At 54.3% G+C, this 14,444-nt stretch carries 14 protein-coding genes and 1 pseudogene; 10 read left to right on the top strand and 5 right to left on the bottom strand.

Annotated features, from left to right (window positions below; all coding sequences use genetic code 11):
• The first annotated feature begins 273 nt into the window (after nucleotides 1-273).
• The 3 genes and pseudogenes from ACOTX5_RS08860 (at nucleotide 274) to arsC (ending at nucleotide 2,760) form a co-directional block, all read left to right on the top strand.
• Nucleotides 274-1,950, top strand: a complete 1,677-nt coding sequence (locus ACOTX5_RS08860) for a DUF4041 domain-containing protein (protein ID WP_047726856.1) — start codon at nucleotides 274-276, stop codon at nucleotides 1,948-1,950.
• Between the two features lie 73 nt (nucleotides 1,951-2,023).
• Nucleotides 2,024-2,236 (top strand): annotated as a pseudogene (locus ACOTX5_RS08855) (transcriptional regulator); the annotation flags it as partial.
• A gap of 92 nt (nucleotides 2,237-2,328) precedes the next feature.
• Nucleotides 2,329-2,760 carry a glutaredoxin-dependent arsenate reductase gene (arsC, locus tag ACOTX5_RS08850; RefSeq protein ID WP_032653083.1) on the top strand — a complete coding sequence of 144 codons (432 nt, stop codon included), beginning with the start codon at nucleotides 2,329-2,331 and terminating at the stop codon, nucleotides 2,758-2,760.
• A 21-nt stretch (nucleotides 2,761-2,781) separates the two neighbouring features.
• On the opposite strand, the gene ACOTX5_RS08845 is transcribed toward arsC, so the two are convergent.
• Nucleotides 2,782-3,333 carry a TetR/AcrR family transcriptional regulator gene (locus ACOTX5_RS08845; RefSeq protein ID WP_015571021.1) on the bottom strand — a complete coding sequence of 184 codons (552 nt, stop codon included), beginning with the start codon at nucleotides 3,331-3,333 and terminating at the stop codon, nucleotides 2,782-2,784.
• Between the two features lie 82 nt (nucleotides 3,334-3,415).
• Between ACOTX5_RS08845 and ACOTX5_RS08840 the strand changes: the two genes are divergently transcribed.
• Nucleotides 3,416-4,630 carry an MFS transporter gene (locus ACOTX5_RS08840; RefSeq protein ID WP_017693738.1) on the top strand — a complete coding sequence of 405 codons (1,215 nt, stop codon included), beginning with the start codon at nucleotides 3,416-3,418 and terminating at the stop codon, nucleotides 4,628-4,630.
• Nucleotides 4,620-5,432: a Cof-type HAD-IIB family hydrolase gene (locus ACOTX5_RS08835; protein ID WP_017384884.1), complete on the top strand. Its 813-nt coding sequence runs from the start codon at nucleotides 4,620-4,622 to the stop codon at nucleotides 5,430-5,432. Before ACOTX5_RS08840 ends, ACOTX5_RS08835 begins: the two co-directional genes overlap by 11 nt.
• A 113-nt stretch (nucleotides 5,433-5,545) precedes the next feature.
• On the opposite strand, the gene ACOTX5_RS08830 is transcribed toward ACOTX5_RS08835, so the two are convergent.
• Nucleotides 5,546-6,778 carry an MFS transporter gene (locus ACOTX5_RS08830; protein WP_015571024.1) on the bottom strand — a complete coding sequence of 411 codons (1,233 nt, stop codon included), beginning with the start codon at nucleotides 6,776-6,778 and terminating at the stop codon, nucleotides 5,546-5,548.
• Nucleotides 6,779-6,945: 167 nt separating this feature from the next.
• Here ACOTX5_RS08830 and ACOTX5_RS08825 point away from each other — a divergent pair, with 167 nt between their 5' ends.
• The 3 genes from ACOTX5_RS08825 (at nucleotide 6,946) to deoR (ending at nucleotide 9,116) form a co-directional block, all read left to right on the top strand.
• On the top strand, nucleotides 6,946-7,674 hold the full coding sequence (locus ACOTX5_RS08825; RefSeq protein WP_047726855.1) for a phosphatase PAP2 family protein: 729 nt from the start codon (nucleotides 6,946-6,948) through the stop codon (nucleotides 7,672-7,674).
• A gap of 7 nt (nucleotides 7,675-7,681) precedes the next feature.
• The gene (ybjG, locus tag ACOTX5_RS08820; RefSeq protein ID WP_045911419.1) at nucleotides 7,682-8,290 is read left to right on the top strand and encodes an undecaprenyl-diphosphate phosphatase; all 609 of its coding nucleotides are present in this window, start codon (nucleotides 7,682-7,684) and stop codon (nucleotides 8,288-8,290) included.
• Nucleotides 8,291-8,357: 67 nt separating this feature from the next.
• Nucleotides 8,358-9,116: a DNA-binding transcriptional repressor DeoR gene (deoR, locus tag ACOTX5_RS08815; protein ID WP_045347361.1), complete on the top strand. Its 759-nt coding sequence runs from the start codon at nucleotides 8,358-8,360 to the stop codon at nucleotides 9,114-9,116.
• Nucleotides 9,117-9,202: 86 nt separating this feature from the next.
• On the opposite strand, the gene dacC is transcribed toward deoR, so the two are convergent.
• Nucleotides 9,203-10,408, bottom strand: a complete 1,206-nt coding sequence (dacC, locus tag ACOTX5_RS08810; RefSeq protein ID WP_023296184.1) for a serine-type D-Ala-D-Ala carboxypeptidase — start codon at nucleotides 10,406-10,408, stop codon at nucleotides 9,203-9,205.
• A gap of 243 nt (nucleotides 10,409-10,651) precedes the next feature.
• On the opposite strand from dacC, the gene ACOTX5_RS08805 reads away from it, so the two are divergent.
• Entirely contained in the window at nucleotides 10,652-11,278 is a 627-nt protein-coding gene (locus ACOTX5_RS08805) for a glutathione S-transferase family protein (RefSeq protein WP_015571026.1), read from the top strand.
• Here the strand turns inward: ACOTX5_RS08805 and ACOTX5_RS08800 are convergent, their stop codons facing one another.
• Both ACOTX5_RS08800 and bssR read right to left on the bottom strand, forming a co-directional pair.
• A complete protein-coding gene (locus ACOTX5_RS08800) occupies nucleotides 11,279-12,397 on the bottom strand; it encodes a PQQ-dependent sugar dehydrogenase (protein WP_045911420.1) in 1,119 nt (372 codons plus the stop codon).
• Between the two features lie 106 nt (nucleotides 12,398-12,503).
• Nucleotides 12,504-12,887: a biofilm formation regulator BssR gene (gene bssR, locus ACOTX5_RS08795; RefSeq protein WP_032620009.1), complete on the bottom strand. Its 384-nt coding sequence runs from the start codon at nucleotides 12,885-12,887 to the stop codon at nucleotides 12,504-12,506.
• A 217-nt stretch (nucleotides 12,888-13,104) separates the two neighbouring features.
• Between bssR and rimO the strand changes: the two genes are divergently transcribed.
• Nucleotides 13,105-14,430, top strand: a complete 1,326-nt coding sequence (rimO, locus tag ACOTX5_RS08790) for a 30S ribosomal protein S12 methylthiotransferase RimO (protein WP_017693743.1) — start codon at nucleotides 13,105-13,107, stop codon at nucleotides 14,428-14,430.
• Nucleotides 14,431-14,444 lie beyond the last annotated feature (14 nt).

Raw genomic sequence — 14,444 nt, 5'->3', positions numbered from 1 at the left:
TTTGGATATCTACCCGCATACTCAATGTTTCACTTAAGGAGATCAAAATACGTTAAAGCCGTTTCATTGAACATCAAATAACCAACATAAATAAGTCGATTGTGCACTGTTTGATCAAAAAGAGTGGGATCTTTTCTGTTAGACTAACTGTCCCAAAACCACGTTCAATATTTATACATCAGAAAACGTTTTGGGCTAATTTTTCAATTTTCAAACTTGCTGCATACTATGGAGCACACTAGTTTAACACTGATAGAATTAAAGGATTTTGAAATGGATTTATTTCTCGTTGTGGTTTTACTATTAGTCTTATCCGCCCCAATACTGGCTGTCATTCTGCTCAAGAAGAACAAACAGCATAAGGTGGAAGTTGAAAAGCTGAACCATCAAAATATCACTCTTTCGCATGAACTAAGTGAAAACCAGGAGCTTTTAGCCCAGGCTATTCGCGAACACTCTGAGCTGGAAGGAAAAGCAGCTTCGCTGTGGCAGTATGAGGAGTTGCATAGCGCTGTTCTCGAAGCTGAGAAAAAAATTAAAACAGCGGATTCGATTGCGAGAAACAAAATTAATGAAGCGCAACTTAAAGCTTCAAGCATTATTTTAGAAGCAAATAACCATGCCCGATTAACGATTAGCAATGCCAACAATGAAGCTACCATCATCACTAAAGAAGCCCGTAACGCTCGTTTAAAAGCCAAAGAAAAATTAGATAATGCTAATAGTAGAGCCGACGAGTTGATATCCAATGCAAACGACAATGCCATTAAAATAATCATAGATGCAGAGAACCGAGCAAAAGAAATCGCCGGTTCTGCATATGAGGCGAAAGAGTTCGCAGAGACTTACCAGGCTGTGGCTAACTCAATGAAAAATAAAATTGAAGGATACGGTGATGAATGGATAGTTCCAAATAGAAGCGTTTTGGACGAGCTAGCAGACAATTATGAATTTACGGATGCGGGGAAAGAACTGCAAAAAGCCAAAGAGTTAACCAAGTCTCTTATCAAAACAAGCAAAGCGGCAAGCTGTGAGTATGTTGAATCTAACAGACGAAACACCGCAATAAAATTTGTACTAGATGCTTTTAATGGAAAGGTTGATAGCACCCTTTCAAAAATTAGACATAACAATTATGGTAAATTATTACAAGAAATTAAAGATGCCTTTGAACTTGTGAATTTTAATGGCTCTGCCTTTAGATCCGCAAGGATCACTGATATCTACTTACAGGCCCGTCTCAATGAACTTAAATGGGGAGTGGCTGTAAATGAAATCATGCTTGAAGAAAAAGAAGAACAAAGACGAATCAAAGAGCAATTGCGTGAAGAAGAGAAAGCACGCCGCGAGTACGAAAAAGCGATTAAAGAAGCAGAAAAAGAAGAAAAAGCAATTCAACAGGCCATTGAGAAAGCGACTAAAGAACTGATGCTCGCAGGTGAAGAACAACGTTTAGCCCTCGAAGAGAAACTAGCTGAACTACAAATTAAATACGAAGAAGCTGAAGCCAAAAATCAGCGAGCCATTTCGATGGCGCAGCAAACACGCTCAGGTCATGTATATGTGATCAGTAACATCGGCTCCTTTGGCGAAAACATTTATAAGATTGGAATGACACGCCGACTTGAACCACTTGATCGAGTTCGTGAGCTTGGGGATGCCAGCGTCCCATTCTCATTCGATGTGCATGCAATGATTTACAGTGATGATGCCCCTTCACTTGAAAATCACCTTCACAAGGTTTTTAATGATAAACAGGTAAATAAAGTTAACTCACGTAAAGAGTTCTTTAATATTGGTATTAAAGATATTAAATCTGCAATTCAAAAAATGAATATTGATGCACAATGGACGATGTTTGCAGAAGCAAAGGAATACAGAGAATCTTTAGCTATTGAGAATGAACGCAACGCAGAATTTGTAGAAAATGATGAGTTAGTTGTCGCATAAAATATCGTCTTCATAAAATGACCTAGCATACTAATGATACGCTAGGTCATCTCGTACTCTCTGCTTCTTTCCCGCCATCAACAAGCCGCAGCCGAAGGTCTCCCGCCATATGGCATTGCTGCGCGAATCCGGGCAGGTTATCGACCGTCGTGAGGGTAAATGGATCCACTAACGTTTCTCTCCCAACATGCCTGCATGGGCGGCAACCCTTATCGATAAAAGCTGGAACTGCCTGCGGGAAGATACGTGCATGAAGATGAAAAACCGGCTCCCTGGCTCGAGCTGACCACAACATATCCATAAAAACAGATATAATGCAGTCAAAGATGTTTCTGGCAGGCGCTACGTCTCTCCTTCACACTGTAATGAGTAACGGATATGAGCCATATCATCCTCTACCACAACCCGGCCTGCGGCACGTCGCGCAATACGCTGGAGATGATCCGCAACAGCGGTACGGAACCAGAGATTGTCCTCTATCTGGAAAACCCGCCGTCACGCGATCAACTGACCAGGCTGATTGCAGACATGGGGATTTCCGTGTGCGATCTGCTGCGCAAAAACGTCGAGCCTTATGAGCAACTGGGCCTTGCCGGGGGAAATTTCACCGATGACCAGCTTATCGATTTCATGCTGCAATACCCCATCCTGATTAACCGTCCGATTGTGGTGACACCGCTGGGCACCCGTCTGTGCCGTCCTTCTGAAGTCGTTCTCGACATCCTTCCGGACGCGCAAAAAGGGGCATTTACAAAGGAAGATGGCGAAGTCGTCGTTGACGCCAGCGGGAAAAAAATCTCCCGACAGTAAGCGTAGCCGGGGCGAGTGCTATCAGACGGTATCCTCGCCTGCAATTCGCCCCACCATCACCCGGATCTCCTCCCGGGTTAACGGCGACCGATCGGTCACAAAATGCAGCGTCATCCCCTCGATAAACGCATCCAGCGCGCGGGCGGTGGCCGGATCAAACCACTGCTCCAGCGTAGCCTGGCTCATCTTCATCCAGTCCTGCATCACCGTTTTCAGCGCGGCGCTGCGGTGCATAAACGCGTATAACTGATACATCAGCGCCATATTGTGTGGCGTGGTCACGGCTGAACTGTGGATCAGCGTGGTAATGGCCTCGCACGCCCTCTCGCGCCCCGTAACCCCCGCGAAGAAATCCCGGTACTGCTGAGACATCTGCTGCGTAAACCACGTGAATGCCTCCTCCAGAAGCGACTCCATCCCGTCGAAATAGTAGGTCATCGACCCCAGCGGCACGCCTGCGCAGGTGGCAATTTTGCGGTGCGTGACGGCATGAATACCGTGCTCAGCAATGGTGTCCAGCGTCGCCTGGAGTATCTTCTCGCGGCGGTTAGGGTCGTTCGGTGGTCTGCTCATAAAATCCTCATCCGGTTTATGTACAAATGTACACAAAGTTGCTAGTGTTGTCGCTATTGTTGTACTTCTGGTGCTGATCCCAATGACGCTAACTTCTCCTCGCAAAGCCCTGCATCTGCGCATGTGGGCGCTATTTATGTTCTTCTTCATCCCCGGGCTGCTGATGGCTTCCTGGGCAACGCGCACCCCGGCAATCCGCGATACGCTATCCGTTTCGACTGCGGAGATGGGGATCGTGCTGTTTGGCCTGTCGATTGGCTCGATGAGCGGCATCCTCTGCTCGGCCTGGCTGGTGAAGCGCTTTGGCACGCGCGCAGTGATCCGCACCACCATGTGCTGCGCAGTGGTAGGTATGCTCGGTCTGAGCGTGGCGCTGTGGTTCGCCTCGCCGCTGATGTTTGCCCTTGGGCTGATGGTATTTGGCGGCAGCTTTGGTGCGGCGGAAGTGGCCATTAACGTCGAGGGGGCCGCCGTTGAACAGGCGATGAACAAAACGGTGCTGCCGATGATGCATGGCTTTTACAGCCTCGGCACGCTGGCAGGCGCGGGCGTGGGGATGGCGCTGACGGCGCTGGGCATTGCGGCCAATGTGCACATTTTACTCGCGGCGCTGGTCTGTATTATCCCGATCCTCACCGGCATCAGGGCTATTCCCGCAGGCACAGGACAAAATGCCTCGGACGAACAGAAGTCTGCGGCAAAAGGGTTGCCCTTCTATCGCGATTTCCAGCTGATGCTGATTGGCGTGGTGGTGCTGGCGATGGCGTTTGCTGAAGGCTCCGCCAACGACTGGCTACCGTTGCTGATGGTGGACGGGCACGGATTTAGCCCCACCTCCGGCTCGCTGATTTACGCCGGGTTTACGCTCGGCATGACCGTCGGACGCTTTACCGGGGGCTGGTTTATCGACCGTTACAGCCGCGTGGCTGTCGTCCGTGCCAGCGCCCTGCTGGGTGGGCTGGGCATCGCGATGATTATCTTTGTGGATGTGGACTGGATTGCCGGCGTGTCGGTGATCCTGTGGGGACTGGGCGCCTCCCTTGGCTTCCCGCTGACCATTTCCGCTGCCAGCGATACCGGCCCCGACGCGCCGACGCGCGTGAGCGTCGTGGCGACCACGGGCTACCTCGCTTTCCTGGTGGGCCCGCCGCTGCTTGGATTCCTCGGTGAGCACTACGGGTTACGCAGCGCGATGCTGGTGGTATTAGGGTTAGTCATTATTGCCGCCCTGGTGGCGCGAGCGGTGGCAAAACCGGAAGCAGAAACAACGTCAATGGAGAAGGGATATGAGCGTTAAACTGATTGCAGTCGACATGGATGGCTCCTTCCTGAGCGATGCGAAAACCTATAACCGCGCGCGTTTTCTGGCGCAGTACGCGCGCATGAAAGCGCAAGGCATCCGTTTTGTGGTCGCCAGCGGAAACCAGTACTACCAGCTGATCTCATTTTTCCCGGAGATCGCCCATGAAATTGCCTTCGTTGCCGAAAACGGCGGCTGGGTGGTGGATGCGGGCGAAGACGTGTTTAACGGCGAACTGTCGAAAGAGCATTTTCTGACCGTCGCCACCCTGTTAAACGACGTGCCCGGCATAGAGATAATTGCCTGCGGAAAAAACAGCGCCTACACGCTGAAAACGTATAACGACCTCTTCAAAGAGATTGCTGCAAAATACTATCACCGCCTTGAAAGCGTCAGCAGCTTTGACAACCTCAACGATATTTTCTTCAAATTCGGGCTAAACGTCTCTGACGACGAAATTCCGCGCATTCAGGCGCTGCTGCATGAGAAGCTTGGCGACATCATGGTGCCGGTGACCACGGGACACGGCAGTATCGACCTGATTATCCCCGGCGTACACAAAGCTAACGGCCTGCGGATCCTGCAAGCGCGCTGGGGCATTGAGGACAGTGAAGTGGTGGCCTTTGGCGACAGCGGTAACGACGTGGAGATGTTGCGCCAGGCAGGGTATGGCTTCGCGATGGCCAATGCCAGACCGCACATTAAGGCGGTGGCCCGCTATGAAGCGCCGAACAATAATGACGAAGGGGTGCTGGACGTAATTGATAGGGTGCTGGACGGGGAGGCGCCGTTTAATTGATTCCGTGCGCTCTGGTGCCCTCATCCTAACCCTCTCCCACAGGGCTAAGGGTTCCCCACAAAATAATGCCTGCACAGACGGCCCCCTCTCCCTTGAGGGAGAGGGAATAAGGGTTACGGTTGCAGGGCGTTTCCGACGCGTTTGTCCTTCAGGAACACCACCATCAGCCCTACCCACAGCACACCGTTTGCGAGATTGAACAGGCTGAACAGTCCGTTACCGCCGAAAGCATAGGCATGCTTGCTCACCTCAATACCGACGGTGAAAATCAGCATTTGCAGCATCCCCATCGCGGCAGACACCGTGCCTTTACTCATTTCACTGGCGAACAGCGTCAGGCGCACCAGGCCGGCATTCGCCACGCCAATACCAAACGCATAAACGCTCAGCCCCGCCGTCATCCACAGGTACGCATGGGACGAGACTACGGTCGCCACCGCCGCGATAATCAGCCCTGCCGCTATGGGCCAGCCGCCCATAATGATCAGCGAACGCACGGTGCGGCGCGACGTCAGACGTGCCAGCACCAGGTTACCGATAATCAGCGCGCCAAAAATCGGCACCTGTAACAGGCCATACTCATAGCTGCTAAGCTGTTCGCCGCTGATGATAATGACCGGCGACTGGGCAATCCACGCCAGCAGCGGCAGGCTGACAAAGCCCGTCGCCAGCGCGCCCGCGACAAAACGACCGTTTTTCAGCACCGCCTTATAGTCACGCCCCAGCTCTTTAAGCGAGAGCTTTTCGCCCAGGCGGGTGGCGGTCTCCGGCATCGCACGGTGCAGCCCAAAGAAAGAGATGGCCGCAAGCGCGGCAAAGAGGACGAACATCCCTTCCCATGGCGCGACGTGGACCCATGCGGCTCCCACCAGCGGCCCAAGAAGCGGCGCAATCAGCGCCACGTTCGCCATCAGCGCGGTAATTTTGATACACACCGCCTCCTCAAACGACTCCTGAATAGCGGCGTAGCCCACGGCGCCAATAAAGCACAGGCTCACGCCCTGAAGGAAACGCAGCAGCGTGAATTGCTCAATGTTCTGCGCCAGCAGCGTGGCGAGACAGGTGACGATAAACCACACCACGCCCGTCAGCATCACCGGACGGCGGCCAATACGATCCGACAGCGGCCCTAAAAGCCACTGTAAAAACATGCCGCCCGCGAGATAGGCGGTCATGGATGTAGGTACCCACTCAATACCTGCGTTGTACTGCTCAACCACAGCCAGCATGCCTGGCTGGATCATGTCGTTGCCGATGTAGGTAGAGAATTCGTAAAGCACCAGACACAGAGGAAAAAGTAACGCCTGACGACCCAGACGATTACCGGAAGAAGAACGGTTTATCATGCAATCTCTTTAGTATGAAAAAATCGCGATGAGTGTAATGAATTGCCGCTATCTGAGATAGCATAATCACGTGAAAACACAGAAATAAAGCACTTATCGTTGTTGTTTAAGGTTTCCTTAAGTTGCCCTCCCTATGATAGTGCTATTTCACGTTATTGACCGAAACTATGACACACGCCGTCAGCCCTTCAGAATTATCTAAGTTACCGACAAATAAGACAAAAAGCCTTTACCGTTTGCCTGCCCGCTTTTATGGTTATCAGCTTTTCGGGCTGATCGTCCTTGCGCTGCTTTTTACCTGGCTTTCGCGCGATGAATCGCTTGACCGATGGATAACCGGCTTCTGGTATGACGCGGCGACGCACCATTTCCCGCTACAGCAAAACCCGCTGCTGGATCTGCTGAACCATCGGCTGGCGAAATATGTGACCATTGCGCTGGCTGCCGCATCGCTGATTTACGGCGCTTACAAACGCAATGCCCGGCTGGTGACGGCCGCGCTTCTGATAGGGCTGGGGGCGCTGGTAGTTGGGGTGCTGAAAAGCATAAGCCACCACAGCTGTCCGTGGGATCTAGTGGAGTATGGCGGCAAAGCCGTCTCGTATCCCCTGTTCAGCGCCGTTCCGGCAGACAGCGGACCGGGACGCTGCTTTCCCGGCGGCCACGCCTCAAGCGGGTTTATGGTGATGGGGTTGTTTTTTGCCTTCTGGCGTGAACGTCCGCGCCTGGCATGGTCCTTTGTCGCGTTAGGCGTTGTTATGGGGCTGCTGATGGGATTCGGGCAGGTCATGCGCGGCGCGCATTTTTTCTCTCACAACCTGTGGGCCGGGTGGTGGGTCTGGTTTTCCCAGGTGCTGGTTTACGGGCTGGTTTCCACTTGGTTTGCTAAAGAGTAACGAGATTATGTTAGAAAATCTGAACTACGAACTGTTTTACCTGCTCAACGCCACGCCAGCATCACCGGAATGGATGATCGATCTCGCCACCTTCATTGCGAAAGATGTGATCAGCATTGTACCGGCGCTGGCGGTGATCCTCTGGTTATGGGGACCTCGTACACAGGTCACCGCCCAGCGCCATCTGGTGATCAAAATGGCGATGTCGATCGGCGTGAGCGTGCTGGCAAGCTACGTGCTGGGCCACGCCTTCCCGCACGATCGTCCGTTTGTCGATCGCGTCGGCTACAACTTCCTGCACCATGCGCCGGATGACTCGTTCCCGAGCGATCACGGCACGGTGATCTTCACCTTTGCGCTGGCCTTCCTGTTCTGGCATCGCCTGTGGTCTGGCATGGTGCTGATGGGGGTGGCGGTCGCCATCGCCTGGTCCCGCGTCTACCTGGGCGTGCACTGGCCGCTGGATATGGTCGGCGGTTTCCTGGTGGGGCTGATGGGCTGCGTCAGCGCAGCCATCCTGTGGAGCCTCTTTGGTCCGGCGCTTTATCGTGGATTATCACAGGCCTATCGCGTTCTGTTTGCCCTTCCGATCCGCAAAGGCTGGATACGTGACTAACCCCGGTCCGTCAGGTTACACTTGAGCCCCCGCCCTGCGGGGGCTCACTTTTTTAGCCCGAGGATCTATGGAAACACGTCGCGATGACCGCATTGCTCAGCTGCTTCAGGCGCTGAAGCGCAGCGATAAGCTGCATCTTAAGGAAGCCGCTACCCTGCTTGGCGTGTCTGAAATGACCATTCGTCGCGATCTGAACAGCGACAGCGCCCCCGTTGTGCTGCTTGGCGGGTATATTGTTCTGGAGCCGCGTAGCGCCAGCCATTATCTGTTAAGCGATCAAAAAACACGCCTGGTGGAAGAGAAGCGCAAAGCCGCGCGGCTCGCCGCCTCGCTGGTGCAGCCGCATCAAACGCTGTTTTTTGACTGCGGTACGACAACCCCGTGGATCATCGAGGCCATCGACAGCACCGTTCCCTTTACCGCCGTCTGTTATTCGCTAAACACCTTCCTGGCCTTGCAGGAGAAACCGGCGTGCCGGGTGATTTTGTGCGGCGGCGAGTTTCATGCCAGCAACGCCATCTTCAAGCCGCTGAATATTCAGGACACGCTGAGCAATGTATGTCCGGATATCGCCTTTTACTCTGCGGCGGGTGTGAATGTGAAACAGGGGGCAACCTGTTTTAATCTTGAAGAGTTACCGGTGAAACAGTGGGCGCTCAACGCCGCACAGCAGCATGTGCTGGTGGTTGATCACAGTAAATTTGGCAAGGTTCGTCCGGCAAGGATGGGGGAACTGTCGCGCTTTGACGCCATCGTCAGTGATTGCCGCCCGGATGACGAGCTGATGTCGTATGCAAAGGCGCAGCAGGTGAAGTTGATGTATTGAGGTTGTGCCGGGTGGCGGCTTCGCCTTACCCGGCCTACAACGGCTCGAACGAAGGCCGGGTAAGCGCAGCGCCACCCGGCAAAAACCTAGCTAAACCAGCTGCCAAACCAGCCGTGGAACTTCATTAATACAAAGTCCCACATCCGGCTGAAGAAGCCGCCCTCTTCCACCGCTTCCATCACCACCAGCGGACGCTGCTCAATGGATTTGCCGTTAAGCTGGAAATCTATCGTCCCGACCACCTGGCCTTTTTTCAACGGCGCGGTCAGCTGTGGCTCGGTCAGGGTATAGCTGGCTTTCAGGTTTTTCAGCTGACCGCGTGGAATGGTGACAGAACCCGCTTCACCTGCCCCCAGGTTCACTTCGCTTTTATCCCCAAACCAGACGCGCTGGCTGACGAAGGTGGCGTCCGGCTTAATCGGCGTGACGGTTTCAAAGAAGCGGAAACCCCAGGTCAGCAGTTTTTCGGATTCATTAAAACGAATGCGGTCGGTTTTCGTCCCCAGCACCACCGAGATCAGGCGCATGTCGCCCTGCGTCGCAGAAGCCACCAGGTTGTATCCGGCCCCGGCGGTCGTCCCCGTTTTCATGCCGTCCACGTTAACGTTACTGCTCCAGAGCAGACGGTTACGGTTAGGCTGGCGGATATTGTTGAAGGTAAACTCTTTCTCTTTATGGATGGCGTACTCATCCGGCACGTCATGGATCAGCGCTTTGCCCAGCAGCGCCATATCGCGCGCGGTACTGAACTGACCGGGCGCATCCAGGCCGTGAACGGTTTTAAAGGTGGTGTTGGTCAGACCCAGTTTTTGCGCGTAGCCATTCATCAACCCAATGAATGAGTCCTGACTGCCTGCGACGTAATCGGCCAGCGCAATACAGGCATCATTTCCCGACTGAATAATGACCCCTTTATTCAGATCGGAAACGGAGACCTGATCGCCGGGCTTCAGGAACATGACGGACGAGCCGCGCAGCGCCGGGTTACCCGTCGCCCAGGCATCTTTGCCGACGGTGACCATGTCATCCAGCTTGATCTTGCCCGCTTTCAACGCCTGGCCGACAACATAGCTGGTCATAATTTTCGTCAGGCTCGCCGGGTCGAGTTTTTCGTCGGCGTTACCTTCCGCCAGCACTTTCCCGCTGGCGTAATCCATCAGGATCCAGGCGCGCGCATCGACAGGCGGCGCTTCGGGCGCCGTCTGTTCCGCCGCATGGAGCGTTGGGGCAAAAAGGAAAAGCAGCGCCGAGCCTGCCGCCAGGCTGCGCAGAGAAGAAGTTTTTTGCGTCATAAATGCCACCCGAGTGTCCATTCTAAAAATCACGTCACAATCACCGTGTCGCAAGAAGCGATGAGTAATAGCGCACTACAGCGTTCAAAGAAACCTGTTCCAGGTAAAGTTTTTAAAGTTTATGCAATAACATTCAGATACGCTTTGATTGCGGCGTTTTTTTTAGCATCTGTTGCGTAATTGTTAGGTTTATCTCACCATGGCGAAAAGCTGACTCGGATTAACATCTCATCGGGAGTAAATATGATTACGCTGTGGGGCAGGAACAATTCGACTAACGTGAAGAAAGTGCTCTGGACGCTGGAGGAGCTGGATTTACCGTTCAACCAAATCATGGCTGGCATGGCGTTCGGGGTGAATAAAGACGCCGACTATCTGGCGATGAACCCAAACGGACTGGTGCCGTTGCTGCGCGATGACGAGACAGACGCCACGCTGTGGGAGTCCAACACCATCGTGCGTTATCTCGCCGCGCAGTACGGCCAGGGTCGGCTGTGGGTTGAAAATCCAGCCCGGCGCGCGCAGGGCGAAAAATGGATGGACTGGGCAAACCAGACGCTTTCCCCCACGCACCGGGTGATCCTGATGGGGCTGATCCGCACGCCGGAAGCCGAACGTGATTATCCCGCCATTCATGCCGCCCAGGACGCCTGCGAATCCCTGTTCGCGATGATGGACGACGAACTGGCGAAGCACACCTGGTTCTCCGGCGACACCTTCGGCGTGGGTGATATCGCCGTCGCCCCCTTCGTCTGGAACCTCACTAACATGGGTCTCAACTGGACCCCGCGCCCTCACCTGGAGCGCTGGATCCAGCAGCTTAGCGAGCGCCCGGCGTATCGCAACGTGGTGATGATCCCGGTGACCTGATTACGACCCGGACGGGCTGACTTTCAGCAGCTGCCCGTCCGTCTCGTCAGTCAGCACGTACAGATAGCCATCCGGCCCGACGCGCACATCGCGAATACGCTGATCTTTATCGCCCAGAATGCGTCCGTCCTCCGTCACGGTATTGCCCTTCACGCTCAGCACAATGACGTCTTTCTCCTTCAACGCGCCGATAAACAGCTTGTTTTTCCACTGCGGGAAGACGTCGCTGTTGTAGAACGCCATGCCGCTGACGGCGGGCGAAACTTTCCAGACAAACAGCGGTTTTTCGGTGCCCTCAACGTGCTCGCCTTTCGCTTCCGGGATTTTCAGGCCGCTGTAATTGATCCCGTGCGTCGCCAGGGGCCAGCCGTAGTTTTTGCCCTTCTCAGGAATGTTGATCTCATCCCCACCGCGTGGTCCGTGTTCGTTGAGCCACAGCGTGTCACTCCACGGATTCATCGCCATCCCCTGCGGGTTGCGAATACCATAGGACCAGATTTCAGGGCGCGCACCGGCGGTGTTCACAAACGGATTATCCGGCGGCACTTTTCCGTCCTCCGTCAGGCGCACCACCTTGCCCTGAAGCTTGTCCAGCTCCTGCGCCGTCGGGCGCTGGTTGTTTTCACCCAGGCCAATAAAGAGATAGCCTTTGCCGTCGAACACCAGCCGTCCGCCAAAGTGGTTGCCGGTAGAGAGCTTCGGCATCTGTCGGAACACCACCTGGAAGCCCTCAATGCGCGAAAGGTCATCGCTCAACCGCCCGTAGCCCACGGCGGTACCCGCTTTGCCATCATTACCTGCCTCGGCGAAGCTGAGCCAGACCCGCCGTGACTGTGCAAAATCCGGGGCCAGCGCGACGTCCAGCAGTCCGCCCTGGCCGCTCGCCCACACTTTCGGCACGCCGACAATCGGATCGGAGAGCCCTTTTCCAGCCTGCCAGTGCTTAAGCTGCCCGTCTTTGAGCGTGATGAGCAGCCCCTTGTTATCTGGCAGAAACGCCAGCGACCAGGGGTGATCCAGTTTTGTCTGTAGCACGTCGACCTTAACCGTCTCAGGTGCTGCAAGCAGTGAAAGCGGGAATAACAAGACTGGAAGGAAAATCAGCGAGGATCGAGGCATAACGCACTCCTTTATCGACATATGGCTTAAAGATTAGCCACTGTTCCCGGGTGCGTTACCACTTTTACAAAAGCTTAATCAGAAGGGGGAGTTGCCTCCCCCGGGTTCAGTGCCGGGCAAGCGTTTCCGGCTTGTTCAGACACATGATGCAAAGCGCGAGCGTGGTCAGGCAGTTTTCAAGCTTCTCCGCGTTAACGGCAATAAAATTCGGGCAGTCGTGACGTCCGTTCATCAAACAGACCCCGGCGATGGAGAGCACCTCGGCGGCGCGGCGCAGCGCCACTAATTCGCTTTCAGCGCAGTGCGCTTTCAGGATGGGTGCTTTTTCACGCATGAAATTGCAAAGTTCAAAGAAGTTATCACGCAGATTTTCGCTTTCGCTGACTGACATATACCCTTTCGCCTTGCGGAGTTGCAGATATGCGGCCAGGTCGATTCGGGCGTTGATCAGCTTGTTAAGCAGATCGCGTTTCAGTCTGTCAACGGACATGCTATTTCCTCCCCTGTCAGCCATGTTACCTTATTAAGGATAAGGTCATTTTTTGTACAATGTAATGCCTGAGATCAATAAACGATAACTGATTAACATTCTTTACAATGTTACAACGATTGCCCGCCTCAACTGCGCCATCAAGAGTGTATAAATCCCCCGCGATACGCTGTAAAATCCCGCCCTGATAACTCCATAATTGATGAATTTTTAACCTATGAGCAATGTTACGCACCCGCCGAAAATCGGCTTTGTCTCCCTCGGCTGCCCGAAGAACCTGGTGGACTCCGAACGCATCCTGACTGAACTTCGCACTGAAGGCTATGACGTGGTGCCAAGCTACGACAACGCCGACATGGTGATCGTCAACACCTGCGGGTTCATCGACAGCGCGGTCCAGGAGTCACTGGAAGCCATTGGTGAAGCCCTGACGGAAAACGGCAAAGTGATTGTCACCGGCTGCCTGGGCGCGAAGGTGGATCAGATCCGCGAAGTGCACCCGAAAGTGCTGGAGATCACCGGCCCGCACAGCTACGAGCAGGTGCTGGAACATGTTCATCACTACGTACCTAAACCAAAGCACAACCCGTTCCTGAGCCTGGTGCCGGAACAGGGCGTGAAGCTGACGCCGCGCCACTACGCGTATCTGAAAATTTCCGAAGGCTGCAACCATCGCTGTACCTTCTGCATCATCCCGTCGATGCGTGGCGATCTGGTGAGCCGTCCGATTGGCGAGGTGCTGGCAGAAGCCAAACGCCTGGCCGACGCGGGCGTGAAGGAGCTGCTGGTTATCTCCCAGGACACCTCCGCCTACGGCGTGGACGTCAAACACCGCTCCGGTTTCCACAACGGCGAGCCGGTGAAAACCAGCATGGTCGGCCTGTGCGAGCAGCTGGCTAAGCTCGGGATCTGGACGCGCCTGCACTACGTCTACCCTTATCCGCACGTTGACGATGTGATCCCGCTGATGGCGGAAGGCAAAATCCTGCCGTATCTGGATATCCCGCTACAGCACGCCAGCCCGCGTATTCTGAAGCTGATGAAACGTCCTGGCTCCGTGGATCGCCAGCTGGCGCGCATCAAGCAGTGGCGTGAGATCTGCCCGGATCTGACCCTGCGCTCCACCTTTATTGTCGGCTTCCCGGGTGAAACCGAAGAAGATTTCCAGATGCTGCTCGACTTCCTGAAAGAGGCGCGTCTGGATCGCGTCGGCTGCTTCAAGTACAGCCCGGTTGAAGGCGCAACGGCCAACGAGCTGGCGGACCAGGTACCGGAAGAGGTAAAAGAGGAGCGCTGGAACCGCTTTATGCAGCTGCAACAGCAGATCTCTGCTGAACGCTTGCAGGAGAAAGTGGGCCGCGAAATTCTGGTGATTATCGACGAAGTGGACGAAGAAGGCGCGATTGGCCGCAGCATGGCGGATGCGCCTGAAATCGACGGCGCGGTGTACCTGAACGGCGAAACACAGGTTAAGCCGGGTGATATTATTCGCGTGAAGGTTGAAAACGCGGATGAGTATGACCTGTGGGGTAGCCGGGTTTAAACACCCTGCTTCCC

Origin of the sequence: Enterobacter cloacae complex sp. IR5441 (assembly GCF_049238215.1) — a bacterium.
Classification (GTDB): Bacteria; Pseudomonadota; Gammaproteobacteria; order Enterobacterales; family Enterobacteriaceae; genus Enterobacter; species Enterobacter hormaechei_C.
The sequence above is the reverse complement of the archived record's forward strand: the minus strand, read 5'-3'. Positions and strand labels throughout refer to the sequence as shown.

Bases quoted from the DNA above. Each gene is read 5' to 3' on its own strand.
- ACOTX5_RS08860 (WP_047726856.1), top strand. From the start codon at position 274: ATGGATTTATTTCTCGTTGTGGTTTTACTATTAGTCTTATCCGCCCCA.
- arsC (WP_032653083.1), top strand. From the start codon at position 2,329: ATGAGCCATATCATCCTCTACCACAACCCGGCCTGCGGCACGTCGCGC.
- ACOTX5_RS08845 (WP_015571021.1), bottom strand. From the start codon at position 3,333: ATGAGCAGACCACCGAACGACCCTAACCGCCGCGAGAAGATACTCCAG.
- ACOTX5_RS08840 (WP_017693738.1), top strand. From the start codon at position 3,416: ATGACGCTAACTTCTCCTCGCAAAGCCCTGCATCTGCGCATGTGGGCG.
- ACOTX5_RS08835 (WP_017384884.1), top strand. From the start codon at position 4,620: ATGAGCGTTAAACTGATTGCAGTCGACATGGATGGCTCCTTCCTGAGC.
- ACOTX5_RS08830 (WP_015571024.1), bottom strand. From the start codon at position 6,778: ATGATAAACCGTTCTTCTTCCGGTAATCGTCTGGGTCGTCAGGCGTTA.
- ACOTX5_RS08825 (WP_047726855.1), top strand. From the start codon at position 6,946: ATGACACACGCCGTCAGCCCTTCAGAATTATCTAAGTTACCGACAAAT.
- ybjG (WP_045911419.1), top strand. From the start codon at position 7,682: ATGTTAGAAAATCTGAACTACGAACTGTTTTACCTGCTCAACGCCACG.
- deoR (WP_045347361.1), top strand. From the start codon at position 8,358: ATGGAAACACGTCGCGATGACCGCATTGCTCAGCTGCTTCAGGCGCTG.
- dacC (WP_023296184.1), bottom strand. From the start codon at position 10,408: ATGACGCAAAAAACTTCTTCTCTGCGCAGCCTGGCGGCAGGCTCGGCG.
- ACOTX5_RS08805 (WP_015571026.1), top strand. From the start codon at position 10,652: ATGATTACGCTGTGGGGCAGGAACAATTCGACTAACGTGAAGAAAGTG.
- ACOTX5_RS08800 (WP_045911420.1), bottom strand. From the start codon at position 12,397: ATGCCTCGATCCTCGCTGATTTTCCTTCCAGTCTTGTTATTCCCGCTT.
- bssR (WP_032620009.1), bottom strand. From the start codon at position 12,887: ATGTCCGTTGACAGACTGAAACGCGATCTGCTTAACAAGCTGATCAAC.
- rimO (WP_017693743.1), top strand. From the start codon at position 13,105: ATGAGCAATGTTACGCACCCGCCGAAAATCGGCTTTGTCTCCCTCGGC.